This is a genomic window from Campylobacter concisus, from assembly GCF_002165785.1.
Lineage (GTDB): Bacteria > Campylobacterota > Campylobacteria > Campylobacterales > Campylobacteraceae > Campylobacter_A > Campylobacter_A concisus_W.
This window is the reverse complement of sequence record NZ_NDYO01000001.1, coordinates 48398-72216: the sequence shown is the minus strand read 5'-3', so window position 1 is coordinate 72216 and position 23819 is coordinate 48398. Positions and strand designations below refer to the sequence as shown.

The 23819-nt window shown below is 37.7% G+C and carries 26 protein-coding genes; 20 read left to right on the top strand and 6 right to left on the bottom strand.

The genetic code is table 11. The features are described from left to right. Positions 1-12: 12 nt before the first annotated feature. From cutA to kdsB, 3 genes are read left to right on the top strand one after another with little or no spacing between them, the layout of a single operon-like run. Entirely contained in the window at positions 13-327 is a 315-nt protein-coding gene (gene cutA, locus B9N62_RS10980) for a divalent-cation tolerance protein CutA (protein ID WP_087583884.1), read from the top strand. Continuing rightward, positions 324-1787 carry a threonine synthase gene (thrC, locus tag B9N62_RS00380; protein ID WP_087584037.1) on the top strand — a complete coding sequence of 488 codons (1464 nt, stop codon included), beginning with the start codon at positions 324-326 and terminating at the stop codon, positions 1785-1787. Before cutA ends, thrC begins: the two co-directional genes overlap by 4 nt. After that, complete coding sequence (gene kdsB, locus B9N62_RS00375; RefSeq protein WP_087583883.1) at positions 1784-2497, top strand: 3-deoxy-manno-octulosonate cytidylyltransferase; 714 nt, start codon at positions 1784-1786, stop codon at positions 2495-2497. Before thrC ends, kdsB begins: the two co-directional genes overlap by 4 nt. Before the next feature lie 103 nt (positions 2498-2600). On the opposite strand, the gene B9N62_RS10415 is transcribed toward kdsB, so the two are convergent. Then, a complete protein-coding gene (locus B9N62_RS10415) occupies positions 2601-2774 on the bottom strand; it encodes a hypothetical protein (protein WP_021091517.1) in 174 nt (57 codons plus the stop codon). Next, a complete protein-coding gene (locus B9N62_RS00370) occupies positions 2775-3020 on the bottom strand; it encodes a DNA-binding protein (protein ID WP_087583882.1) in 246 nt (81 codons plus the stop codon). A 346-nt stretch (positions 3021-3366) separates the two neighbouring features. On the opposite strand from B9N62_RS00370, the gene B9N62_RS00365 reads away from it, so the two are divergent. The 5 genes from B9N62_RS00365 (at position 3367) to B9N62_RS00345 (ending at position 7412) form a co-directional block, all read left to right on the top strand. Further along, positions 3367-4161 carry an HrcA family transcriptional regulator gene (locus B9N62_RS00365; RefSeq protein WP_087584036.1) on the top strand — a complete coding sequence of 265 codons (795 nt, stop codon included), beginning with the start codon at positions 3367-3369 and terminating at the stop codon, positions 4159-4161. Beyond that, entirely contained in the window at positions 4158-4700 is a 543-nt protein-coding gene (gene grpE, locus B9N62_RS00360; protein ID WP_087583881.1) for a nucleotide exchange factor GrpE, read from the top strand. Before B9N62_RS00365 ends, grpE begins: the two co-directional genes overlap by 4 nt. Before the next feature lie 29 nt (positions 4701-4729). After that, positions 4730-4957, top strand: a complete 228-nt coding sequence (locus B9N62_RS00355) for a hypothetical protein (protein ID WP_087583880.1) — start codon at positions 4730-4732, stop codon at positions 4955-4957. 22 nt (positions 4958-4979) lie between these two features. Beyond that, positions 4980-6854, top strand: coding sequence for a molecular chaperone DnaK (dnaK, locus tag B9N62_RS00350; RefSeq protein WP_072594611.1), 1875 nt, complete (start codon positions 4980-4982; stop codon positions 6852-6854). Positions 6855-6980: 126 nt separating this feature from the next. Further along, a complete protein-coding gene (locus tag B9N62_RS00345) occupies positions 6981-7412 on the top strand; it encodes a trehalose-6-phosphate synthase (RefSeq protein WP_087583879.1) in 432 nt (143 codons plus the stop codon). 51 nt (positions 7413-7463) lie between these two features. Here the strand turns inward: B9N62_RS00345 and ppk2 are convergent, their stop codons facing one another. Continuing rightward, positions 7464-8273: a polyphosphate kinase 2 gene (gene ppk2 / locus B9N62_RS00340; RefSeq protein WP_021091543.1), complete on the bottom strand. Its 810-nt coding sequence runs from the start codon at positions 8271-8273 to the stop codon at positions 7464-7466. A 105-nt stretch (positions 8274-8378) separates the two neighbouring features. Here ppk2 and dsbD point away from each other — a divergent pair, with 105 nt between their 5' ends. Beyond that, positions 8379-10109 carry a protein-disulfide reductase DsbD gene (gene dsbD / locus B9N62_RS00335; protein ID WP_087583878.1) on the top strand — a complete coding sequence of 577 codons (1731 nt, stop codon included), beginning with the start codon at positions 8379-8381 and terminating at the stop codon, positions 10107-10109. Here dsbD and nth read toward each other — a convergent pair. Then, positions 10102-10734, bottom strand: coding sequence for an endonuclease III (gene nth / locus B9N62_RS00330; RefSeq protein ID WP_085658278.1), 633 nt, complete (start codon positions 10732-10734; stop codon positions 10102-10104). The two genes, dsbD and nth, sit on opposite strands and share 8 nt — an antisense overlap. Positions 10735-10829: 95 nt before the next feature. Here nth and B9N62_RS00325 point away from each other — a divergent pair, with 95 nt between their 5' ends. The 7 genes from B9N62_RS00325 to B9N62_RS00295 all read left to right on the top strand — a co-directional run bounded on the left by B9N62_RS00325 (position 10830) and on the right by B9N62_RS00295 (position 18107). Continuing rightward, entirely contained in the window at positions 10830-11648 is an 819-nt protein-coding gene (locus B9N62_RS00325) for a peptidylprolyl isomerase (RefSeq protein WP_087583877.1), read from the top strand. Between the two features lie 15 nt (positions 11649-11663). Beyond that, the gene (gene fbaA / locus B9N62_RS00320) at positions 11664-12728 is read left to right on the top strand and encodes a class II fructose-bisphosphate aldolase (RefSeq protein WP_009294115.1); all 1065 of its coding nucleotides are present in this window, start codon (positions 11664-11666) and stop codon (positions 12726-12728) included. 4 nt (positions 12729-12732) lie between these two features. After that, a complete protein-coding gene (locus B9N62_RS00315) occupies positions 12733-14046 on the top strand; it encodes a MotA/TolQ/ExbB proton channel family protein (RefSeq protein WP_087583876.1) in 1314 nt (437 codons plus the stop codon). Then, positions 14043-15134: an OmpA family protein gene (locus B9N62_RS00310; protein WP_087583875.1), complete on the top strand. Its 1092-nt coding sequence runs from the start codon at positions 14043-14045 to the stop codon at positions 15132-15134. The genes B9N62_RS00315 and B9N62_RS00310 overlap by 4 nt, the downstream gene beginning before the upstream one ends. Next, complete coding sequence (locus tag B9N62_RS00305; protein WP_087583874.1) at positions 15127-15978, top strand: pyridoxal-phosphate dependent enzyme; 852 nt, start codon at positions 15127-15129, stop codon at positions 15976-15978. Before B9N62_RS00310 ends, B9N62_RS00305 begins: the two co-directional genes overlap by 8 nt. Further along, complete coding sequence (gene hisD, locus B9N62_RS00300; RefSeq protein ID WP_087583873.1) at positions 15975-17267, top strand: histidinol dehydrogenase; 1293 nt, start codon at positions 15975-15977, stop codon at positions 17265-17267. Before B9N62_RS00305 ends, hisD begins: the two co-directional genes overlap by 4 nt. An 84-nt stretch (positions 17268-17351) precedes the next feature. Then, entirely contained in the window at positions 17352-18107 is a 756-nt protein-coding gene (locus tag B9N62_RS00295) for a flagellin (RefSeq protein ID WP_180382135.1), read from the top strand. A gap of 244 nt (positions 18108-18351) precedes the next feature. Here the strand turns inward: B9N62_RS00295 and rpoD are convergent, their stop codons facing one another. Next, positions 18352-20208: an RNA polymerase sigma factor RpoD gene (gene rpoD, locus B9N62_RS00290; protein WP_087583872.1), complete on the bottom strand. Its 1857-nt coding sequence runs from the start codon at positions 20206-20208 to the stop codon at positions 18352-18354. Positions 20209-20357: 149 nt separating this feature from the next. On the opposite strand from rpoD, the gene B9N62_RS00285 reads away from it, so the two are divergent. Together B9N62_RS00285 and flgG are read left to right on the top strand one after the other, a co-directional pair. After that, positions 20358-21167 (top strand): flagellar hook-basal body protein, encoded by an 810-nt coding sequence (locus B9N62_RS00285; RefSeq protein ID WP_087583871.1) that lies wholly within the window; start codon positions 20358-20360, stop codon positions 21165-21167. A 15-nt stretch (positions 21168-21182) separates the two neighbouring features. Then, complete coding sequence (gene flgG, locus B9N62_RS00280; protein ID WP_087583870.1) at positions 21183-21971, top strand: flagellar basal-body rod protein FlgG; 789 nt, start codon at positions 21183-21185, stop codon at positions 21969-21971. A gap of 277 nt (positions 21972-22248) precedes the next feature. On the opposite strand, the gene B9N62_RS00270 is transcribed toward flgG, so the two are convergent. Then, positions 22249-22692, bottom strand: coding sequence for a tetratricopeptide repeat protein (locus B9N62_RS00270; protein WP_087583868.1), 444 nt, complete (start codon positions 22690-22692; stop codon positions 22249-22251). 102 nt (positions 22693-22794) lie between these two features. Between B9N62_RS00270 and B9N62_RS00265 the strand changes: the two genes are divergently transcribed. After that, positions 22795-23457, top strand: a complete 663-nt coding sequence (locus tag B9N62_RS00265) for an AzlC family ABC transporter permease (RefSeq protein WP_087583867.1) — start codon at positions 22795-22797, stop codon at positions 23455-23457. Further along, entirely contained in the window at positions 23454-23789 is a 336-nt protein-coding gene (locus B9N62_RS00260; protein ID WP_087583866.1) for a branched-chain amino acid transporter permease, read from the top strand. Before B9N62_RS00265 ends, B9N62_RS00260 begins: the two co-directional genes overlap by 4 nt. Positions 23790-23819 lie beyond the last annotated feature (30 nt).

Here is a 23819-nt window from a genome sequence, read left to right as displayed (position 1 = left end):
AATTAGATCAAAATGAGATTTTTAATCACCTCAGTCGCAAAGAAAAAAGAGGCAAAAAAACTAAGCAAAAAGCTCGTGAAAAAGAGCCTTGCAGCTTGCGTGAGTAGCTTTAGCGCAAAGAGCATTTATCTTTGGCAAAAGGAGCTTTGCGATGAAAAAGAGCAAATTTTACTCATAAAAACGGACGTGAAATTTAAAAAAGTAGCTAAATTTATAAGAAAGCACCACAGCTACGAAACCCCAGAAATTTTGGCACTTAAGCCAAAAGAGGTATTTGAAAAATACGAAAAATGGATAAAAAAATCAACCAAAAAAGGCAAAAAATGAGACTAACACCAACTAGAAGCGTAAAAGATGAAAAGGTAAAAAATGTAAATCTAAGCACAGCCATGCTTAGCCCAAGCTCCGCTCACGGCGGACTTTACGCGCCAAAGAAGCTACCAAAGATCACAAAGGCAAAGTGGCAAGAGCTCTCAAGTCTAAGCTACGAAAAGCTCGCACTTTACATCATCTCGCTATTTAAATTTGATGTGCCAGAGGCGTTTTTCAAAAAGGCTCTTAAGAGATATGCAAGCTTTGATGATCCAAAGCACCCAGTCATTTTTAAAAAAATATATAAAAATTTATACGTAAATGAGCTATATCACGGCCCAACAAGGGCGTTTAAGGATATGGCACTTCAGCCTTTTGGCTCGCTGCTTAGCCAGCTAGCAAAAGAGAGGGGCGAAAGATACCTTATCATGTGCGCAACTAGCGGCGATACCGGTCCTGCGACACTTCAAACCTTTGCAAATGATGAAAATATCAAGGTCGTCTGCCTCTATCCAGATGGCGGCACGAGCGAGGTGCAAAAGCTTCAGATGCAGACCATGCAGGGTAAAAATTTAAAGGTTTTTGGCATAAAAGGCGACTTTGACGACGCTCAAAGGGCGCTAAAAACGCTGCTTGCAAATGATAAATTTAAATCTGAGCTTAAGAAAAAGTGCCTTAAACTAAGCGCGGCAAACTCGGTAAATTTTGGCAGAATTCTCTTTCAGATCATCTACCACGCCTACGCTTACGCAAATTTGCTAAAACAAAAGGCGCTTAAGGCAAACGAGAGCTTTGACATCATAGTGCCAAGTGGAAATTTTGGTAACGCTCTTGGGGCGTATTACGCTAAAAAAATGGGCGTAAAGATTGGTAAGATCAAGATCGCTTCAAACGCAAACAACATCTTGACGCAGTTTTTCACCACTGGCATTTACGACCTCAGGGACAAAAAGCTGGTTAAGACGATAAGCCCAGCGATGGACATTTTGATCAGCTCAAACGTCGAGCGCTTGCTATTTGATAAATTTGGTAGTGATCGAACAAATGAGCTCATGCAAAGCCTTGCAAAAGATAAATTTTATAAGCTTAGCAAACAAGAGCTTGAAGCGCTAAAAGAGGACTTTGAGGCTAGCTGGTGCGACGATAAAGAGTGCGAGGCATATATCGCAAAGTTCGCAAGTGGCGGCTACGCGATCGATCCGCATACAGCTACTTGCTTTAAGATGGTGGATGCTAGCCGCATAAACGTCATCACATCGACCGCGCACTGGGTGAAATTTACGCCAAGCATGATCAAAGCGTGCCATATCAAAGATACAAAAGATGAAAAAGATGCGCTGGAAAAGACTGCTAAAATCTTAAATGACAGCGTACCAAGCTCGATAAACTCGCTATTTAGTGCGAAAATTTTACACAAAAATATCATAAAAGAGGACGAGATCGAAAAGTGTGTCCTAGAATGGATCGAGCGATGATAATCATCCCAGCCCGCCTTGCCTCAACAAGGTTTAGTAATAAAATTTTAAAAGAGATAAATGGCGTGCCGATGTTTGTGGCGACGGCTCTTAGAGTAAGCGGCGTGGACGATGTGGCGGTTGCTGTTGATGAGCCAAACGTGCTTGATATCGCCAAGGCTCACGGCATAAAAGCTGTGCTAACTAGCAAAGACCATCAAAGTGGGACCGATAGGATAAACGAAGCGGCGCAAATTTTGGGGCTAAGCGAGAGCGAGATCATCATAAATGTTCAGGCTGATGAGCCATTTATCGAGCCTGAAAATATCGCTAAATTTAGGGCTTTTTGCGAGCAAAATAGGGAAAAAGCTTTTATGTTTTCTTGCTATAAAAAGATGGATGATGAGTTTGCAGATGATAAAAATTTAGTTAAGGTAGTGACTGATTTTGAGGGATATGCACTTTACTTTTCAAGATCAAGGATACCATTTAACAGAAGCGAGTGTAAAAGCTACAAAGCGCACCTTGGCATTTACGGATACAGCGTAAAAAGCTTAAAAGAGTTTTGCGCTCTTGCTACTTCAAGCCTTGAAAATACCGAAAAGCTCGAGCAGCTCCGTACCCTAGAAAATGGCAAAAAGATAGCGATGCTAGAGGTTGAAAGTCAAAGTATCGGCATCGATAGCGAAGAGGACTACCAAAGAGCTCTAGCTAAATTTGGTAAAAAATAAGTCGGTAAATTCTCTTTAAATAACGTCAATATTTAAGGAGAATTTATCTAAATTATTAACCTTTAAAAGTATCAAAAAGTGTTTTTACTCAAACAATATAAAACTAATTTTTCTTGATTTTTATTTTTTTAATTCTGTCTTTAACTACGTAAAATTTTAAAATCGCACTCGAGTAAAAGTCTTTATAGAAACCTAAAAATTTAGGCTCTTTTTTAGTGCAGATAGCTGCAAACACGCTCTCAAGGTCTATTCTCTCTTTTTGTGTCAAATTTTCCATCTATTTTCCTAATAACTTTCTCATCTTATTGATAACAAATAATATTTCATCGTCGTCAAGCTCACAAAGCAGTTTGCAAACTGCAGCAGCAGCTTGTGGCTTTGAGTTGCCAAGCCTCCAATCTTGATATGTCCTCATAGGCACGCCAAGTTCCTCTGCCATTTTTGCTTGTGAAATTTTCTTACCGATATTTTTTGCCTCAACTGCATTGTGAAGCAAATTAAATATATCACTTGTTTTAATCATTAAAGTATTATACGGATTATTTTATTAAATATACATAAAATAATATATAAATAATATTAATACGTATATATAATTTAAAAAATATTATATATTATACTATAAAATATTTTATTAATGCGTAAAAACGTATAAAGATATTAGAATGTAGAGGTAATATAAAAATTTTTAAGTTTTTTTAATTATTTTTTATAATTTAATTTTTGAGAAAGCTTATATAATTGATATTAGATAGGCTTAGTTATATAGACTAAAGATATATAAATAAATTATTTTAGCTTAAATACTTGACATTAATAAACTAAAGTTGTATAATCCGCTTAGCAATTAAAAAGAAAGAGTGCTAAAAGTGAGTAAAACAAATAAACGCGATTTGATACTCAATTCTATCATTGAAGCCTATTTGCAGGACAATGCGCCTATTGGTTCAAATGAGCTCGGCTCTCGTATGAGCGCGGCTATTCCGGCTTCTACGATACGCGTTTATTTCAAAAAGCTTTCAGATGAGGGCGAGATCACAAAGCTTCACATTAGTGGCGGTCGGATCCCAACAATTGCAGCGATGAGAAGATATTGGAGTGAAATTTTTGCTATAAGTGATATAAATTTAGAGATAAATGATGCCGAAGGATTGAAAAAGTTATGTGATGAATTTGAGCTTTATTGCATGATTTTTGGCACAATCGATAATGAATTGCTAGAAATTTTAAACTTAAATGATAGATATATGATCTTAAATTTTGGTGAAGATGAGATCGTTATTAAATTTGATGCTAGGATGTATAAATTTTTAAGTAATCTTGCTGGAGTTAGTTTAAACAAGCTTGAGCTTATCTGCTCTCAAGTTGGCTTAAGCGAACTAAAAAGCAAAATAAGAGAGCTTAAAAGGACTAAAATTTACTTCCAAGAAAATGAAATTTTAGCCTTTGATATGTTTAAGGATAGACGTTTTAAGATGGTTTTTGACCCAAGTTTTAGCTTACAAATGGATGAAAAACTTACATTTTCTCCTATGTTTGATGAAAATTTTATGGGGCTCAAATTTAGTGCAAACTATCTTGGCAACGAAGCACAGATGATCTGCGCTGGCAGTATTTATACTGACTATGTGAAATTTATAAATCTAATAAAGGAGGCTGCGTGAGCGAAGAGGTAAAAGAGCAAAACCTACCTGAGGTTGAGCCTGTGCAAGAACTAGCTAATGATAGTGTAAATTTGGACGCACTTGGCGATATTTCAAAGGTTGAAAAACTTGAAAAAGAGCTCGTAGAAATAACTGATAAATATTATAGAGCAAATGCTGAGTTTGAAAATATCAAAAAGCGTTATGAAAAAGAGAAGACGGACGTTGCAAACTATGCAAATGAGAAATTTGCTAGGGATTTGCTACCAGTCATCGATGCTCTTGAGATCGCTGCAAATTTTGATCCAGAGGATGATGAATTTGCCAAAAAGATCAAAGAGGGCATTTTGATAACTATAAATCAGTTTAAAAAATGCTTTGAAAAGCATGGCGTAAGCGAGATACCAACTGATACCGAGTTTGATCCAAGCGTGCATAATGCTGTTTTAAGGGTTGATAGCGAAGAGAAGCAGAGTGGTCAAATTGTGCAAGCTTTGCAAAAAGGCTATATGATAAATGGTAGGGTTTTACGCCCAGCTATGGTCAGTGTAGCAAACTAAATTTTAAAAATAAAACTAAGGGAATCAAAATGGCTAAAGCCAAACAAAAAAAGGATAGTGGTAGAGTTTATACATTAGAAGAATTAAAATGTTTACGTGATTATATGCTTCAAAATGGTGACTTTCATGATTACGAAACAGCAAATGATTATGCTCCATATCATTATGAAAAAACTGGGAGAGAGCGTTCAGGACATGCATTGTATATGTGTGCTTGGAGAATAATTGAGGGAAAATATAACGATATTTTAAAGTAAAAATCTAATAAAAAGGAAAAATATGTCAAAAGTTATAGGTATAGACTTAGGTACAACAAACTCTTGTGTGAGCGTTTTTGAGCGCGGCGAGAGCAAGGTTATCCCAAACAAAGAGGGCAAAAACACAACTCCATCAGTTGTTGCTTTCACAGACAAGGGTGAAATTCTAGTAGGTGACGTTGCAAAACGTCAAGCAGTTACAAACCCTGAAAAAACGATATATTCTATCAAACGTATCATGGGTTTAATGAGCAATGAAAAAAATGCTGAAGAGGCAAAGGCTCGCTTGCCATATCACGTTGTAGATAGAAACGGCGCTTGCGCGGTTGAGATCGCTGGTAAGGTCTATACTCCGCAAGAAATTTCAGCAAAAATTCTTATCAAACTAAAAGAAGACGCTGAAGCGTATCTTGGCGAAAAGGTAACAGATGCGGTTATTACTGTGCCAGCTTACTTTAACGATAGCCAAAGAAAGGCTACAAAAGAGGCTGGAACGATCGCAGGACTAAACGTGCTTCGTATCATCAATGAGCCAACAGCTGCGGCGCTTGCTTACGGTCTTGATAAAAAAGAAGCTGAGAAAATTTTGGTTTATGACCTAGGTGGTGGTACATTCGACGTTACAGTGCTTGAAACTGGCGATAACATCGTTGAAGTTTTGGCAACTGGTGGTAACGCATTCTTAGGTGGCGATGACTTTGATAACAAGATCATTGACTGGCTAGTAAGTGAGTTTAAAAACGAAACTGGTATCGATCTAAAAGGCGATATCATGGCACTTCAACGCTTAAAAGAAGCTGCTGAAAATGCTAAAAAAGAGCTAAGCTCAGCTCAAGAGACTGAGATAAATTTACCATTTATTACAGCTGATGCGACTGGCCCAAAACACCTTGTCAAAAAGCTAACTCGTGCTAAATTTGAGGGTATGATCGACTCACTTGTAGGCGAGACTATCACTAAGATAAACGAGGTAACAAAAGACGCTGGTTTAAATAAAAGCGACATCAAAGAGGTCGTAATGGTCGGTGGTTCAACTCGTGTACCACTAGTTCAAGAAGAGGTCAAAAAAGCATTTGGTAAAGAGCTAAATAAGAGCGTTAATCCAGATGAAGTCGTAGCTATCGGTGCTGCTATCCAAGGTGCGGTCATAAAAGGCGATGTAAAAGATGTGCTACTTCTTGACGTAACTCCGCTTAGTCTTGGTATCGAGACACTTGGCGGCGTAATGACAAAGATCATCGAAAAAGGCACAACTATACCAACTAAGAAAAGTCAAGTCTTCTCAACTGCTGAAGATAATCAAAGTGCCGTTACTATCATGGTTCTACAAGGAGAGCGTGAGTTTGCAAGAGATAATAAATCACTTGGAAATTTCAACCTTGAAGGCATCCCAGCAGCTCCAAGAGGTGTTCCTCAAATCGAAGTTGAATTTGACATCGACGCAAACGGAATTTTAACCGTTTCAGCAAAAGATAAAGCAACTGGTAAAGCTCAAAACATCACTATCTCTGGATCAAGTGGCTTAAGCGAAGAAGAGATAAATAACATGGTAAAAGATGCTGAGCTTCATAAAGAAGAAGACAAAAAGCGCAAAGACGCAGTTGAAGCTAGAAACCAGGCTGACGCACTTGTTCATCAAACTGAAAAGAGTATGAGCGAGCTTGGCGAGAAAGTCCCAGCTGAAGATAGAAGCAACATCGAAGCTGCGCTAAATGACCTAAAAGAGGTCTTAAAAGATGAAAACTCTTCAAAAGAGCAGATCGATGCAAAAGTAGAAGCTCTAAGCAAAGCTAGCCACAAACTAGCAGAAGCTATGTATAAAAAAGATGAAAACGCTGGAGCAAACGGCGGAAATAATAAAAAAGACGACGACGTTATAGACGCTGAAGTCGAGTAAAACTCCTAGAGCAGGGCGCTTGCCTTGCTCTTTTATAAATTTATCTTCATAAATTCTTAAAATTGATTCAAAATAAGTATTTTAAATAGTTAAAATTTATATAATGCCAAACAAAAAGGTGAAAAAATGTACTTATTTTTTTTGATTACTCATTTAATTTGTGCCATTGTATTTATAGGATACGTATTTTTCGATGTTTGCATATATCCGTTTGCTAAAAAAACGGTTGATACTAAAACCCTTGAAATAGTTAAAAAAGCCTACACAAAAGGCAGCGCAAAGGTTTTTGGCACGGCATTTTTATTGCTTTTAATAAGTGGCGCTTATATGGCAAAAGACTATTTTGGAGGCGAGCTTAGCTGGTGGCAAAGCAACTTTCAAAAGCTGCTACTTGTAAAAATTTTTGTCTTACTCATAATGTGCCTTGTAACTTTTATCTCTGTTTTTAATGTCGTTCTTTTAAAAAAGCCTGATCCATTTGGTAAATTTTCACATTTAATAGCTCTAGTGCTTTGCCTAATAATGGTCGTTTTGGCAAAAGTAATGTGGTGGGCTTAAAAATTTAGCTAACAAATCTAAGCAAATCGCTAGCTAGAAGTTAAAAGTATTCTAATCGATACTCTTTAACTTATCTTTATTTAGCCCTTCTTCTATGCGCTTTATCTCTTCACTTCCATCTCTTACGACGTTTTTGTCAAATTCCAAGTAGTCATTTATCTTTTTTGGATATTCAACGTGACTTAGGATAAATTTAAAGACATTTAGCCTAGCTTCTTTTTTGTTATCGCTTGAGACGATGACCCATGGTGAAATGCTATTGTGAGAGGCAAGAAGCATAGAATATTTGGCAATAGAGTATTGATCCCAAAGCTCTTGTGCTTTTTGATCAACGGGTGAAATTTTAAATTGCTTTAACGGATCATTTTGCCTCTCTTTGAAGCGTTTTTTCTGCTCATCTTTTGTGATTGAAAGATAAATTTTAAAGAAAATTATGCCAGAGTTTATGATCATCTCTTCAAATTTTGGCACTTCACGTAAAAATTCCTTATGCTCTTCTTGCGTGCAAAAGCCCATCACTGGCTCAACGCCAGCTCTATTGTACCAGCTTCTATCAAAGATCACGATCTCTCCGGCACTTGGTAGATGAGTCACATATCTTTGAAAATACCACTGCGTTTTTTCGACATCACTTGGCTTAGCAAGCGCTACTATACGGCAACCTCTTGGATTTAGATGCTCGGTTAAGCGTTTTATCGTTCCGCCTTTACCGGCTGCGTCGCGCCCTTCCATTAGCATAAGTACTCTAAGGCCTTTTTCTTTTACGTAATTTTGAAATTTTAAAAGTTCAATTTGAAGCAGTCTAAGCTCTTCCTCGTAGCCAAGTTTCTCACTTTTTTGGTGTTTTTTGTCTTTTGACATCTTTGCTCCTTTAAAATTTCACATATTTTCACGATTTTACAATAAAATAGAATAAATTTAAGAATTTAGACTAAAATCATCTTTTTTAATTTAGCAAGGATTAGTATGTTTTTAAAATTTCTTTTTTCAATTATTTTATTTGCAGGCTCGCTTTTTGCCGAGGTTTTAGATGTTAGCAAAGCCTTTGTTTTAACTCCAAGCGTTGATAGTCAAAATGTTGAAGTGAAGTTTAACTTTGGTGAAAATATCTATCTTTATAAAGAGAGTTTTGAGATTAAGCTAGCTGGCAAAAAGATAAATGAGCTATTAAATTTGCCAAGTAGTGAAAATACGGGAGAATATGAAATTTATCCAAAAGATTTTTCGATTTTTATCCCATTAAATTTAGTAAAAGAAAATCTTTCAAATGGCAAAGCAATACTTGACATTAACTATCAAGGCTGTGCTAAAAACGGCATTTGCTACCGTCCACAAAGCAGAATTTATGAGATAACTGACCAAGCTGGAAAATTTAGCATCGCTACTTTTAAAAAAGAGCAAAAAAACGATGCCGACAGCTTTGCTGAAGAATTTTCTAGCGAGCAAGATATCGCAAATAGGCTTGGAGATAAAAATTTCTTTATCTCGCTTCTTACTTTTTTTGGTTATGGTCTCTTGCTTTCACTAACACCTTGCGTCTTTCCGATGATACCGATACTTTCAAGCATAATCGTCTCAAAGGGTGCTAATTTAAATGCAAAAAAAGGCTTTTTATTATCATTCATTTATGTTGTCGCGATGAGCCTGGCTTACGCACTAGCTGGAGTAGCAGCTAGCCTACTTGGCTTTGGTATCGCAGGCGCTTTGCAAAATATCTATGTACTTGGTGCTTTTGCGGCCATTTTTGTCATTTTAAGCTTTAGCATGTTTGGATTTTATGATATAAAATTGCCAGCAAAATTCGAAAATTTGATAAGTAAAAAATCGCAAAATAGTTCAGGCTATGTTGGAATTTTTATTATGGGTTTTGCCTCAGCTCTCATCGTATCACCTTGCGTAGCAGCACCATTAGCTGGTGCGCTTCTTTATATCGCTCAAAGCGGAAATGTCTTTTATGGTGGCATTATGCTTTTTGTCATGGGGCTTGGCATGGGCGTGCCGCTACTTATTATCGGGCTAAGCTCTGGAAAACTCTTGCCAAAACCTGGTAGTTGGATGGATGAAGTGAAAAAATTCTTTGGTTTTTTGATGCTCATCATGGCAGTTTGGATTCTTGCACGTGTGCTTGGAGAATTTTTTGAGCTATTAGGATATGGCATTATAGGCGTTTTTATGGCAGTTTATTTTGGGGCATTTGAAGTAGCAGAGCAAAGCTGGGTTAAGTTTAAAAAAGCGTTTTTTATCCTAGTTTTTATATATTCAGTTATGCTAATAGTTGGTTCATTTTTAGGCTCAAAGGAGGCTTTTTCTCCACTTTCTGGACTAAATTTGGCAAAAAGTGATAGTGCGTTAAAATTTAATTCCGTTAAAAATTTAGATGAACTAAATGAGATAATAAAAAACTCAACCAAACCTGTTTTAGTAGATTTTTATGCTGATTGGTGTGTAAGCTGCAAAGAGATAGAAAAGATCACTTTTAAAGATAGCGATGTTATGGATGCTTTGGCAAATTTTGCACTTATTCGTATCGATGTAACAAATGGCGGATCACAAAATGATGAGATGCTAAGAAATTTTGGGCTTATTGATCCGCCTGCACTCTTGTTATTTAATGGTGGCGATGAGCTAAAATTTCTTAGAACTATCGGTTTCATAGATGCTAAAAATTTTCTAGCAAAGCTTGAGAAAATTAAATAATCTTGTCCTTGCTGTTACAAAGATCATTTAAAATACACTCATGGCAAAGCGGTTTTTTGGCTTTACAGGTATAACGTCCAAAGAGCACCATGGCTTGATGAAGCTTACCAAGATCTGTTTTAAAGGCATGGCTAAGATCAGCTTCAGTAGCTTCTGGCGTTTTTGCATGGCTAAGATCAAGTCTGTGTGCCACTCTAAAAACGTGTGTATCAACAGCCATAACATTTGCATTTGTAGCTTCTAAAAGCACGACATGAGCGGTCTTTTGTCCAACTCCAGCAAGCGCTTTTAGCTTCTCTTCATCAAGCGGAATTTCTCCATTATAAAGCTCAACCACGCTGTTTGCCATTTTGATTAAATTTGCCGCTTTGTTATTAAAAAAGCTGCACGAGTTTATCATTAGTTTTAGACTTGCTAAATTTGCGCTAGCTAGCTCATAGACATCTTTATATGCTTCAAATAAAGCTGGAGTTATTAAATTTACTCTTTTATCAGTGCACTGGGCTGAGAGCATGACACAGACAAGTAGCTCATATAAATTTCTAAATTTAAGCTCGCTTTTGGCGTCTTTAAACTCTTCTAAAAGTCTTCTTTTTATCTCTAAAATATCTTTTTTTGTTCTCATTCTCGTATTTTACCTTATTTTCTTAAGTTAAATGAAAAGTTATCGCTTTATTTGATATAATCTTGCCCATAAAATCAATTTTTTAAAGGATTTATATGAAAAAATTTTTGTTTCCAGCAGTTTTAAGTTTAGCGGCAGCTGTTACTCTAAATGCAGCAGTAGTTGCAACAGTTGATGGTGATGCTATAAGCGATAGCGATATTTCAAGCCTTTTATCAGCAGCCATGCCAGGATTTGACGCTAGCAAGCTTCAACCAAATGAGAAAAAACGTATAATCGACGATCTAATAAATAGAAAACTTCTTTTAAAAGATGCTAAATCAAGTGGTATTGAAAAAGATGTAGAGTATATCAAAGCTGTAAAAGCAGCGCAAGAAGGCATCGCAGTTGAGCTTTATATGAGAAAGCTTTTTGATAGCATAAAAGTAAGTGAAAACGAACTAAAAGATTTTTACAATAAAAACAAAGCAAGTATGAACCAACCAGCTCAAGCAAGAGCAAGGCATATCCTAGTTGAAGATGAAAAAACAGCAAACGACATCATCGCTCAACTTAAAAATTTAAAAGGTGAGGCACTAACTAAGAAATTTGCAGAGCTAGCAAGCCAAAAATCAATCGACAAAGGCTCAGCAGCACACGGTGGCGAGCTTGGCTGGTTTGGTCAAAGCCAAATGGTAAAACCTTTTGCAGACGCAGCATTTTCAATGGCTAATGGCACAGTTTCAACTAAGCCAGTTAAAACTCAGTTTGGCTACCATGTTATTTTAAAAGAAGATGGCAAAGCTGCTGGTACTGTAAGCTTTGAGCAAGCAAAACCAGAGATCGAGCAAGCTGTAAAAATGGAGAAATTCCAAGCTGCTGTTAGACAAAAAAGTGAAGCTCTACGCCAAAAAGCGAAGATAGAATATAAGTAAAATTTGGAGGATAAAATGGGCGTTTTAGATATCGTAAAACCTGGTGTTTTAAGCGGAGATGATGTAACAAAACTTTATGCTTATGCTAAAGAGCAAGGTTTTGCAATACCTGCTGTAAATGTCGTAGGCAGCGACTCAGTAAATGCTGTTTTAGAAGCGGCAAAGGTTGCTAACTCGCCTGTTATCGTTCAGTTTAGTAATGGCGGTGCAGGTTTTTACGCTGGTAAAGCCTGCGAAAACGCAGCCGTTCTTGGTGCGATCGCTGGAGCAAAACATGTTCATCTGCTTGCTAAGGCTTATGGCGTGCCAGTCATTTTACACACTGACCACGCTGCTAGAAAACTTTTGCCTTGGATAGATGAGCTAGTAAAAGCAAGTCATGAGTATAAAAAAACTCACGGCGTGCCACTTTTTAGCTCTCACATGCTTGATCTTAGTGAAGAGAATATCAACGAAAATTTAAGCACATGCGAGAAGTATCTAAAAGAGCTTAGCGAGCTTGGCATCAGCCTAGAGATCGAGCTTGGCGTCACTGGTGGCGAAGAAGATGGCGTAGATAACACAAGCGTTGATAACGCACTTCTTTACACTCAGCCAGAGGATGTCGCGCTTGCTTATGAAAGACTAAGCAAGATAAGCGATAAATTTAGCATCGCAGCTAGTTTTGGCAACGTTCATGGTGTCTATAAACCGGGCAATGTCGTGCTAAGACCAGAAATTCTTAAAAACTCACAAGCCTATGTCGCTAAGAAATTTAACACAAAAAGCGACAAGCCAGTAAATTTTGTATTTCATGGCGGTAGTGGCAGCGAGCTAAAAGATATCAAAAATGCTGTAAGCTACGGCGTTATCAAGATGAACATCGACACTGATACGCAGTGGGCTTTCTGGGACGGCGTGCGCGAGTATGAGGCTAAAAATAGAGCATACTTGCAAGGTCAGATCGGCAACCCAGAGGGCGATGACAAGCCAAATAAAAAATACTACGATCCAAGGAAATGGCTAAGAAGTGGCGAGGAGAGCATGGTTAAGCGTCTTCAGACTGCTTTTAGCGACTTAAACTGCCTAAATAGGAACTAATCCTATGCAAAATCAAAATGATTTTAGTGAGCTAAGCGTGCCAAAAGAGCGCCAAGCTCACTCTTTCTTTGTCTTTTTTAAAGTTATCTTTATCCCTTTAGCTATCTACATCTTGGCGATACTAGCGTATCTTGGCGTTATAAATTTTCAGATGAAGCTTCACACCATCGTGATGATGGGCGTTATACTCTTTGTCGCTTTTATCTTTTCACGCCACAGCGCTTTGGTAGCTTACTCAAATTTCTTGGCAAATGCCAAAGAGTATAAGATAAGGCTAAAAGAATTTATCATCGCTCACCTCTTTGAAATTTCAAATGTCAAAAAGGCAAATGCTAAATTTGAAGACTTTTTCGAGAGCTATACAAGAAATTTTAGAAATGACAACCTAGCAAACATCGGCCAAGCAGTCTTTCCTATGCTTGGAATTTTGGGTACATTTATCAGTATTGCTATCTCTATGCCAGAGTTTAGTTCAAATACGACAGACGGTCTTGAAAAAGAGATCGCTATACTGCTAAATGGCGTAGCTACGGCGTTTTATGTATCGATTTACGGCATATTTTTAGCGCTTTGGTGGATGTTTTTTGAAAAGATCGGCGTTAGTAAATTTGAGAAATTTTACAGCGAGCAAAAAGAACTTAGCCGTGAGTTTTTTTGGCAGGAAAATGAGCTAAATGCAAATTTTATGAAAGCAAGTGTAGGTTACTTTAAAGATAGTCATGACGCTTTTAAAATGGTGCTTGACGATAAATTTTTAAGAAATTTAAATGATCAAGTAAATGAAAAATTTGACAGACTAAAAGAGCTTTGCGAGGTTGAGAAAAATATCATAAATCAAAGCAAGGCAGAGCTTAGTACAAGTTTAAAAATGCTAAATGAATCTGGACTAAAACAAGATGAATTTGTAAAAATCCACTCCGATATATTAAAGGCGGTTGGTGCGTTTTCTAATGCCTTTAAAGATATGGAGGTTAAAATTTTAACCGAGCATGCAAAACTTGGCGAAATTTTTAGTAGAAATTTAAATGCCACAAAAGAGAGTCAGCTTAAATTTGAGCAGACTATAAAGAGCTTTGACAAGGTTTTAAGGGAGTTTTCTTACTCGCTCATGAAAGAGCAAAACGACGCATTAAAGGCATTTAGAGCTTCACTTGTGGAGAGTGCGACGATATTTAAAGCCGCATATGAGCAAGAGGGTAGGAGCTTGGAGCGTGAAAAAGAGCGCGAGAGCCTCATAGCCGAGCTTAAAAAGAATATAGACGAGATCGATAAAGAAGCAAATTCTGTAATAGAAAAAATCGAAAATCTAGTGCAATGAAAATAAACAAAAATAATGAGGATCAATCAAGCTTTTGGGTTTCGTACGCGGACTTGATGGCGGGTCTGCTCTTTGTTTTTATGCTGCTAATCGGCGCTGTCGTCGTAAAATATGTCCTAACTCAAAACACCCTTGAAAATAAAGAGCAAGCCATCATCACAGCCTTAGCAAATTTAAAAGATGCCCAGGGCAAGAATTTCACCCTTGAAGAGCTAAATGAAGCCCTAAAAAGCGAGCTTTCAAAGATAAGTGACGAAAACATAAATTTAAAAAAATCAAATGAAATTTTTGTCATCCAAATAGATGCCCTAAAGGAAAAACTAGCCCAGCTTATAGAGCAAAACAAAGACGCAAATGCGAGCATAAAAGAGCTAAATGCTAGCATTTTTGATCTAAATCAAAAGATGATCGTGCTAAATGATGAAATTTCATCAAAAGATAGAGCGCTTAGCGACGCAAATGAAAGCAGCGAGAAAAATTTAGCCAAGATCGCCTTTTTGCTCGAGCAAGTGAGTAAAAAAGAGGCTAGATATGACGAGCTTTTAAGGGACTTAAACGTCACAAGAGATAGGGTCAAAAACCTAACTGGAATAAGAGTAAAAGTGATCTCAGCCTTAAAAGATAGGCTTGGAAATAGCATCGAGATCGATCCAAACTCAGGCGCGCTAAAGCTTAGCTCCTCAGTACTTTTTGATAAGGGCAGTGCGGTCTTAAAAGAAGAGGTCAAAGAGGAGTTAAAGGCCACTCTTAGTAAATATTTCGACGTGCTTTTAAATGATAAAGATATCGCATCAAATATTGATCAAATTATAATTGAGGGCTTTACAGATAGCGACGGAAGCTATATTTATAACTTGGAGCTTTCACAAAAAAGAGCATACGCGGTTATGGAGTTTATAAACTCATTTGATGGTGATACTCGCCTTAGAAAGTTGCTTGTCGCAAGTGGCCGAAGCTACAACGAGCTAGTTTTTAAAGATGGAGCCGAGGACAAGGACGCTTCAAGGCGTATAGAGATCAAATTTTCACTCTCAAACAAAGAGGCTATCAATGAGATAGAGAAATTTTTGGAGTTTAAGGGTGATTGAGCGGGTAATCCTTAGGGGGCGAGAGTTTTGGCTTTTAAGAGATGATCTGTTAGGTGAGTTTAACGGTAACAAAGCAAGAAAACTAGAGTATTTCCTAAACGCTGATCTTGGTGGCACTCAGGCCATCGTATCTCACGGCTCAAGCCAGTCAAATGCGATGTATAGCTTAAGCCTTTTTGCTAAGATAAAGGGACTCAAATTTTACTACGTCGTCTCTCATCTAAGCTCAAATTTAGAGCAAGATCCAGTTGGAAATTTCAAATTTGCACTTGAAAATGGGATGGAAATTTTTGTAAAAGAGGAACGTGAGAAATTTGCTAAAGAGCTGGCAATTAGCAAAAATGCACTTTTTATAAACGAGGGTGTGGCTCAGAGTGAAGCTGAATTTGGTTTTATCACGCAGGCACGCGAGATAAATGAATGGAGCGAAAAAAGTGGCATAAAGCCTGATATTTTTTTGCCTTCTGGTACAGGCACTAGTGCTTGCTACCTGGCAAAGCACACTGATCTTATGGTTTTTACAGCCCCTTGTGTAGGGGACAGCGACTATCTCAAAAAGCAAATTTACGAGCTAGACAAAAACAGCAAAGTGCAAATTTTAAATCCCCCAAAGAAGTATCATTTTGGGAATTTATACCCAGAGCTTTATGAGATTTGGCTAGAGGTTTGCAAAAGTGGCGTGGAATTTGACCTAGTTTATGATCCGGTCGGTTTTATCACGCTTTTTGCAAATTTAGATAAGCTTGGGGATCAAATTTTATACATCCACCAGGGCGGAATTTTAGGTAATATTACACAAAAGCAAAGATATGAGAGAAAACTAAAAATAAAGGATCGCAAATGAAATTTTTACACAGCAGCGACGCTGACTTTGAGAGTAAATTTTCGCAGCTTGTTAGACGAAGTGATAATGACATAAGTGCTGTGATGCCAGTGGTTGCCAGCATAATAGACGAGATAAGAAAAGATGGCGATAGTGCACTTTTTGCCCAGATAACAAAATTTGATAAATTTAGCGTCACAGGCAAAAACGACATAATAATCGACGTAAAAGAGATGGAAGCGGCCTACAACTCTCTAGATAACGCCCTAATAGTGGCCCTAAATTTAGCCCACGATAGGATAAAAAGCTATCATGAGCGCACAAAGCCAAGTGACTGGACCTATAAAGATGAGCACGACATATTACTTGGGGCAAAATACACTCCGGTTGATCGTGCCGGCCTTTACATCCCTGGCGGTAAGGCAGCATATCCTAGCTCACTTCTTATGAACGCTGTACCTGCTATCGTAGCTGGCGTAAAAGAGATTGTTGTCTGTACACCAGCACCAAGTGGCAAGGTAAATCCTTTGCTTCTTGCTGCAATGCATCTTTGTGGTATCAAAACAGCCTTTAAGATAGGCGGAGCAAGTGCTATTGCAGCGATGGCGTACGGAACTGCAACCGTGCCAAAGGTAGATGTCATCACGGGCCCTGGCAACATCTACGTAGCGACTGCCAAAAAACTAGTTTATGGCGACGTAAATATCGATATGATCGCTGGTCCAAGCGAGATAGGCGTCATCGCTGATGACAGTGCTGATCCTCGCCACATAGCTATCGATATGCTCTCTCAAGCTGAGCACGACGAGATCGCAAGTGCCTTTTTGATAACGCCAGTAGAGGCTTTTGCAAGGGCTGTGCAAAGACACATCGAAGATGAGTTAAAGACACTAAAACGTGAGCCGATCGCAAGTGCAAGCATAAGAAATAAAGCTGCAATAATAGTAGCAAAAGATCTAAAAGAGTGTTTTGCTCTCATGAATGAGCTTGCAGTAGAGCACCTAGAGATCGCTACAAACGACGCTTTGAGCTATATGGATGAGGTAAAACACGCTGGAGCGATATTTTTTGGACACTTCACACCTGAGGCGATGGGTGACTACATCGCTGGACCAAACCACACCTTGCCAACTGGCGGAAGTGCGAGATTTTATTCACCGCTTGGAGTTGAAAATTTCATGAAGCGAAGTTCGATCATTTCAGTGAGTAGAAAAGGTATTATGCATCTTGGCAAATCATGCATGCAGCTAGCTGAAGCTGAGGGGCTAACCGCTCATAAAAAATCAGTTGCAATGAGGCTAGAAGAGTAAAGAAAAATAGATTTTATAAAGATTTTGCAACTTTTTATAGAATTTGTAGTAGAATCAATAGCGAATTATAAAAAAGGAGTTGTTATGGAGTTAGGAACTTATACTGCAAACCAGGCTTCAGGAAACTATTATTTAGATCAAGCAAAAAATAGCGAGAAGAAGGCGCTAAATGCCATCTCTGCAAACAGCGAGATCAAAGCATCAAGTGCAAATTTGCAAATCGCAGAGAGTTTGCTTTCACAAACAAATGTTTTGAACGAAGGTTTGGCAAATGCAAACGACATGATCGGTATGCTTCAAATCGCTGACTCAACACTTTTAAATTTAAGTAAAAGTACAGATAGAATAGGTGAACTTTCAAGTAAACTCACAAATCCTACTCTCTCGGCAAATGAACAAAAAGGCATAAGGGGCGAAATCAATGCACTAAGAAATGCTATGAGTGATAGTGTAAAAGAAGCTAAATTTAATGGAAAAAACGTATTTGATGCTGAGCTTGGATTTTTCACAGGAGAGAGTACAAAAAATATAAATTTAGGTACGAACGCGCTTCTAAATGTAAAAGATGACGGCTCAAATGCGGGTGAAATTTTAAAAAATATAAATTCGCTTCGTTCAGAGATCGGATCAACACAAAATGCTGTATTTAGGGGCATAAACGCTCTAGCAGCAAGAAGTGTGGCAAATGCTAATAGTATAGAGAATCTTGATAGTAGCGATATAGCAAAGAGCTTGGAAGAAAATTTACAAGCAAATTTAAAACTTCATGCTGCGAGCTTAGCTAAAGCTCATGATACTACGAGCTTGGCCGCAAAACTAGATAAACTTCTAGCTGAATAAATTTTTACCGGTCTTGCGCCGGTAAAATACTTTTTATCTAACTTTATTCTTTAAAAAATACTAAGTTCTTTGTATTTCTATTTTTAAGTTGGTCTAATGGCTAAATAAAATTTAGATCTAGTCTTTCAATAATGAAATTAATGTAGTTTGCTAGTAAAATTTATTGCTAAAAATTATCAAATTTAAATTTTATAAAGTTAAAGAGAAAGTCTTAAGGAAAATATCCAAAAGAAAAAAGGGCTTTTTAGCCCTCAATGTAGTTTTTAAGTTTTCTACCAACTTTTGGGTGTTTTAGTTTTTTGATAGCTGAGCTTTCTATCTGGCGGACGCGCTCACGAGTGACATTTAGGGCCTTGCCGATCTCTTCAAGTGTGCGGTCACTCTCATCCTCAAGCAAGCCAAATCTCATTGAAATTACAGCCTTTTCACGCTCATTTAGCTGCGAAAGCACATCATCTATCTGCTCTCTAAGGTCGCTTTTTAAAATTTGCTCTATCGGTGAAAGTGAGCTTTTATCCTCAACAAAATCTCCAAATTTACCGTCTTCTTCATTTGCGATTGGAGCTTCAAGACTGATAGGCTCTTTTGTTATTTTGATAACTTGTTTTACCTTATCAACGCTTAGCCCAACTTCTTTTGCGATAACGCTTACATCAGGCTCTTTTCCCTCTTCTTGGAGGTATTTGCGGTTGATTTTGTTGATACGATTGATCGTTTCTATCATGTGGATAGGTATCCTAATCGTCCTTGCCTGATCGGCGATCGCACGCGAAATAGCTTGGCGGATCCACCATGTGGCGTAGGTTGAAAATTTATAACCTTTTCTATATTCAAATTTATCAACCGCTTTCATAAGGCCGATGTTGCCCTCTTGGATGAGATCCAAAAATGGCAAGCCCCTATTTGTATAGCGTTTTGCGATACTTACAACTAGACGGAGGTTCGATTTAGCCATTCTGGCTTTTGCCTCGTCAGAAATTTTCTTTCCACGTTTGATCTGCTCTAAAATTTCTTTTAGCCTTGTTGGCTCAAGATCAAAGCCTTGCTTACTCGCCTCTTTTGTAGTAAATAGCTTTTTGATCTCGACATAAGTTGAGACCATTGTAGCTTCTGGCACGCGAGCCGAGATTTCTTCCTTACTAAGCTTGATGATATCTTTTAGTATGCTTTTGTGATTTTTCTTAAGCTCGTCACTAAACATTGGTAAGCGATACTCTAAGCGTTTTAGCTCTCTGTCAAATTCGTCGTCGCTTTTTAATGCTGTTTCCATTGATTTTACGATCTCGCTAATTAACTTGCTTGTTGGGCCAAGATCCATTAGCTTCTCTTTTAAAATTTTCTTTTTAAATGCAAGAGTCATCTTTGAAGCCGTGTCATCGCTTTCTACTTTATCTTGTTTATTTGCAGTCTTTAGCCACTCTTTTTTTGCCTTTTCGAGGGCCTTGAAACTCTCTATAACTTTTTCAGCACGTTTATCATTTTTGGCTGATTTTTTAGGAGCTTCGTTCTCTTCATTCTCTTCATCTTCCTCGTCTATATCGTCTTCACTATCTTCATTTTCTTCGTTTTCACTCTCGTCTTCAAAGCTCTTAAAAAGCTCTTTTACACGGCGTTCTCTATTGATGAGCGGCTCTTTATAGTCAAGTATGAAGTCTATCAAAAATGGCACAGAACAAAATGCATCGATAATGATATCTTCGCCAAGCTCGATCCTTTTGCTGATCTCCACCTCTTCATCTTTTGTAAGAAGTGCGATCTGGCCCATCTCTCTTAGATACATCCTCACTGGACTATCAGATCTTGACCACTCTAAAAGGTCACTTTCACCTGAAAGATCGAGATCCTCGTCGATATCTTGATCACTTTTTTGAGCATTCTCTTGGCGTTTTTTAGCATCGGCTAAATTTCTAAGCTTTGCAGCCTCAGCAGATGTGATGAGCTGGACTTTGTTTGTTTTTGCTAGTTGTTCTATCTTTTTTACTATCGTAGCAGTCGGAGCTTTGTCTAATAATTTTACTAATTTTTCGTATGTCAAAAAGCCTTTTGCATTTTCAGCGAAAAGCTCTTCTATCTGAGAAAAAGAGTCTTTTGCGGCGCTCATAAATTTCCTTTCGAATCGTCTAATTGTGATTTAAGTGTTGTTTAAAAGAAAGTGGATTATACCCAAATTTTGTAAATGTGTATAAAAATAAAGTTGGAACGATGATTGCTTAGTAATTCTAAACAATCAAATTTTGACTAGGAAATTGTATGCAAAATGGTTATTATCAAGCCACTGCTGGCATGGTAACGCAGTTTAACAGATTAAACGTTATCTCAAACAATCTTGCAAATGTAAATACGATTGGCTACAAGAGAAATGACGTAGTTATCGGAGATTTTGCGAGAATTTTTAAAGAGACACAAGATGAGCTCCCACTTAAAAATCACACAAAAGATGGAGCTAAATTTTTAAACAGAACTCTTAATCGCGTGCCACAAGTGAGCGAAGAGTATACCGACTTTAGTGCTGGTGGTTTTAAATACAGCTCAAATACGCTTGACTTTGCAATAAAAAGAGATGACGCATTTTTCTTAGTCGATACTCCAAATGGCGTAAAGCTTAGCAAAAACGGCTCTTTTAGCCTTGATGGCGATGGTTATATTGTCACAAAGGAGGGCTATAAAGTTTTACCAAGTGGCTATGAGGCACAAAACCCCGGTCAAAGAGGTATCCAAGTACCACAAGGCGAGGTTCTAACTGCTGATAAAAATGGAAATTTATACTCAAATAACAACCAATTTTCTAAATTTTACATCGCTCAGCCAAGAGAGATAAGAGATCTAAAAAAGGTTGGAGATAATCTCTTTGAGAGTAGAAATTTTGACGACATCACAGAGCTTGAAGAAGCTGATAGCGTGATGCAAGGATATGCTCAGATGTCAAATGTAAACCCAGTTTTAGAAATGGTGGGTCTAATAGAAACCCAGCGCTTAGTTGATATGTATCAAAAGGTTATGACAAGCCACATGAGCGACCTTAATCAAGATGCTGTTCAAAAACTAGCCCTAAAAGCTTAATAAAAGGATAAAACTATGATGAGATCACTTTACACTGCGGCCACTGGCATGATCGCCGAGCAGACGCAGATAGACGTAACCTCACACAATATTGCAAACGTAAATACTTATGGATACAAAAAAAATAGAGCCGAATTTGCTGATCTTATGTATCAAGTCATGGAGTATGCAGGTACGGCTACAAGCCAGACCACTACAAGTCCAACAGGCATTGAGGTGGGTCTTGGCGTACGTCCAACGGCGATAAATAAAATTTTTTCTCAGGGTTACTTTAAAGAGACTAGCAACAATCTAGATATGGTCATAGCTGGCAACGGCTTTTTTCAAATTCAGCTACCTGATGGCACGACGGCTTATACTAGAAATGGCGCATTTAAGCTTGATGCAAACGGCACGATCGTAAATAGCGATGGCTATCAGCTCATCCCGCAGATCACAGTTCCTGCAAATGCAACGCAAATTTCAATAGGCACAGATGGCACCGTGTCAGTGCTTCAAGCAGGTGAGAGAGAGATGGCTCAGATAGGTCAGATCGAGCTAGCAAATTTCATAAACCCAGCCGGCCTTCACTCAATGGGTGATAATAACTACCTAGAAACAAGCGCTAGCGGTAATGTTGTGGTAGGTGTGGCAGGACTTGACGGACTTGGTACGATCAGACAAGGATTTGTCGAGATGAGTAACGTTCAGCTAGTTGAAGAGATGACCGATCTTATCACTGGTCAGCGTGCGTACGAGGCGAACTCAAAGGCGATAACCACGAGTGACTCGATGCTTGAAATAGTAAATGGGCTTAAAAGGTAGGTAGTATGAACGCGACTCTAGCTATCGTTGGGCTTATACTGCTTTCTTTTACGCTTGAGGTATTTTATTTTTCAAATAATACTTCAAAAGAGAAGGACTCAATAAAGCAGACGCATTAATATAAATTTGGCAGTACTATTGTTGCTTGATGAATTATAAATTTTTAAGGCATCTTTGTAACTGCCTGTAAAATTTTCTCTTATCCTGCTATCGCTTTGATATATCTCATCTAAAATTTCTGCTCTTAAGAGCAAGAATAAAAGCATCTTTTGTTTAATTAAAAATTTTTAAGCATACTACATGCTTCTTTCAAATCAAGCTCACAGGCTTTTTTGTAGTAGTTCTTTGCTCTATTTTTATCTTGCAACATACCAGCATCTCCAGTTTCATAAATGAGCGCAAGAGTATAGCAAGCAAATGCATTTTTTAGTTGGCAAGCCTTATTATAAAGTCTAAGCCCCTCTTCTTTCTCTTGTACTAGAGTGTCTTTTTGTAGATATATATTTCCTAAAAATAGACAGCTATGTGGATTGCCTAGCTCGCAGGCTTTGTTTGCCATAGCTGCCATTTTATCGCGCTCATTGTTGTCAAGGTAGATATATATAAGATCGGTGCAGCTTTCTATGTTGTTTAAAGCACATTCATTTTCAAGCTTAGTGGTATCTAAGTTTTTACCCCAAGAAAATAAAATACAAAATAAAATTAGAATTACCTTTTTCATCTTTTAACTCCAAAAATTTCTATCATTTTATAAAATTTAACTCTATTTTTACTCTTATTTTCAAATTTTTGCTAATATTTTGGCTTTTTATGAAGGTAAAATTTGACATTTAACTACGTTTTTAAACTATCTATTCCTATTTTTATGGGCTATTTCCCACTTGGCGTCGCATTTGGCGTGCTGGCAAAAAGCATGGGTGTGAGCGCATTTATCGCCGTCGCTCTTAGCACTCTTGCCTACGGCGGCGCAGCGCAGTTTATGATGCTTTCGCTCTTTAGCGTGGGCACGAGCTACGTTGAGGTCTTTATCGTGAGCTACCTTGTAAATTTGCGTCACACTTTTTATGGAATTTCACTTTTAAAAGAGTATAGCGGGATCAAATTTAGGCTTTTAAATATTTCGTTGCTAACAGATGAGACCTTTGCGATATTTAAAAATTTAGGGCTAAAAGATGCAAGTGATCGAAGTTTTGTCTTTACCTGGCTAAATCTTTTATCTTGGTCTTACTGGGCGGCTGGAACGCTATTTGGAGCGATACTTGGTGATCTTATAAAGGCCGATACAAAGGGGCTTGAGTTTAGCTTGACATCGCTTTTTATTGTTATTGTGATAGAGATGTTTAAAAATGATAAAAACTACCGCGTACTCTTCGCGGCGATCTTTTTTGGCGTGCTTGGAGTGAGCCTATTTCCGGCTAAATTTGTGCTTGTTGGCTCGATGGCGCTTTGTTTTATATTTTTGCTTTTGTTTAAGGATAAAATTTGATAAGTGTAAATTCAAGTGAGATGATACTGTTTATAGCGGTGCTTTTAAGCGCCCTAGCTACTTTTATAACGAGGGCAACGCCGTTTTATGCTCTGAAAAACCATAAGTCAAACCATTATTTAGACGCCATTGAGAAGCATATGGGCATGATGATAATGGTTGTTTTGGTCTGCTACGGTTTAAAAGATACGAAATTTAGCGAGTTTCCTTATGGCTTAAGCGAGATAGTAGCGGTTTTTACAGCTATTTTGATGCATTTAAAGTTTAAAAATACCCTTCTTAGCATAGTTATTTCAACCGGAATTTATATGTTTTTGATAAGATTTTTTTAAATAAATATAAAATTTGGAAATTAATAATTT

Excerpts from the sequence above, each read along its gene's own strand:
- B9N62_RS00355 (WP_087583880.1), top strand. The coding sequence starts at position 4,730 with ATGGCTAAAGCCAAACAAAAAAAGGATAGTGGTAGAGTTTATACATTA.
- B9N62_RS00285 (WP_087583871.1), top strand. The coding sequence starts at position 20,358 with ATGCAAAATGGTTATTATCAAGCCACTGCTGGCATGGTAACGCAGTTT.
- rpoD (WP_087583872.1), bottom strand. The coding sequence starts at position 20,208 with ATGAGCGCCGCAAAAGACTCTTTTTCTCAGATAGAAGAGCTTTTCGCT.
- flgG (WP_087583870.1), top strand. The coding sequence starts at position 21,183 with ATGATGAGATCACTTTACACTGCGGCCACTGGCATGATCGCCGAGCAG.
- fbaA (WP_009294115.1), top strand. The coding sequence starts at position 11,664 with ATGGGCGTTTTAGATATCGTAAAACCTGGTGTTTTAAGCGGAGATGAT.
- hisD (WP_087583873.1), top strand. The coding sequence starts at position 15,975 with ATGAAATTTTTACACAGCAGCGACGCTGACTTTGAGAGTAAATTTTCG.
- kdsB (WP_087583883.1), top strand. The coding sequence starts at position 1,784 with ATGATAATCATCCCAGCCCGCCTTGCCTCAACAAGGTTTAGTAATAAA.
- ppk2 (WP_021091543.1), bottom strand. The coding sequence starts at position 8,273 with ATGTCAAAAGACAAAAAACACCAAAAAAGTGAGAAACTTGGCTACGAG.
- nth (WP_085658278.1), bottom strand. The coding sequence starts at position 10,734 with ATGAGAACAAAAAAAGATATTTTAGAGATAAAAAGAAGACTTTTAGAA.
- B9N62_RS00315 (WP_087583876.1), top strand. The coding sequence starts at position 12,733 with ATGCAAAATCAAAATGATTTTAGTGAGCTAAGCGTGCCAAAAGAGCGC.
- B9N62_RS00345 (WP_087583879.1), top strand. The coding sequence starts at position 6,981 with ATGTACTTATTTTTTTTGATTACTCATTTAATTTGTGCCATTGTATTT.
- B9N62_RS00295 (WP_180382135.1), top strand. The coding sequence starts at position 17,352 with ATGGAGTTAGGAACTTATACTGCAAACCAGGCTTCAGGAAACTATTAT.
- B9N62_RS10415 (WP_021091517.1), bottom strand. The coding sequence starts at position 2,774 with ATGGAAAATTTGACACAAAAAGAGAGAATAGACCTTGAGAGCGTGTTT.
- thrC (WP_087584037.1), top strand. The coding sequence starts at position 324 with ATGAGACTAACACCAACTAGAAGCGTAAAAGATGAAAAGGTAAAAAAT.
- B9N62_RS00325 (WP_087583877.1), top strand. The coding sequence starts at position 10,830 with ATGAAAAAATTTTTGTTTCCAGCAGTTTTAAGTTTAGCGGCAGCTGTT.
- dnaK (WP_072594611.1), top strand. The coding sequence starts at position 4,980 with ATGTCAAAAGTTATAGGTATAGACTTAGGTACAACAAACTCTTGTGTG.
- cutA (WP_087583884.1), top strand. The coding sequence starts at position 13 with ATGAGATTTTTAATCACCTCAGTCGCAAAGAAAAAAGAGGCAAAAAAA.
- dsbD (WP_087583878.1), top strand. The coding sequence starts at position 8,379 with ATGTTTTTAAAATTTCTTTTTTCAATTATTTTATTTGCAGGCTCGCTT.
- B9N62_RS00370 (WP_087583882.1), bottom strand. The coding sequence starts at position 3,020 with ATGATTAAAACAAGTGATATATTTAATTTGCTTCACAATGCAGTTGAG.
- B9N62_RS00310 (WP_087583875.1), top strand. The coding sequence starts at position 14,043 with ATGAAAATAAACAAAAATAATGAGGATCAATCAAGCTTTTGGGTTTCG.
- B9N62_RS00270 (WP_087583868.1), bottom strand. The coding sequence starts at position 22,692 with ATGAAAAAGGTAATTCTAATTTTATTTTGTATTTTATTTTCTTGGGGT.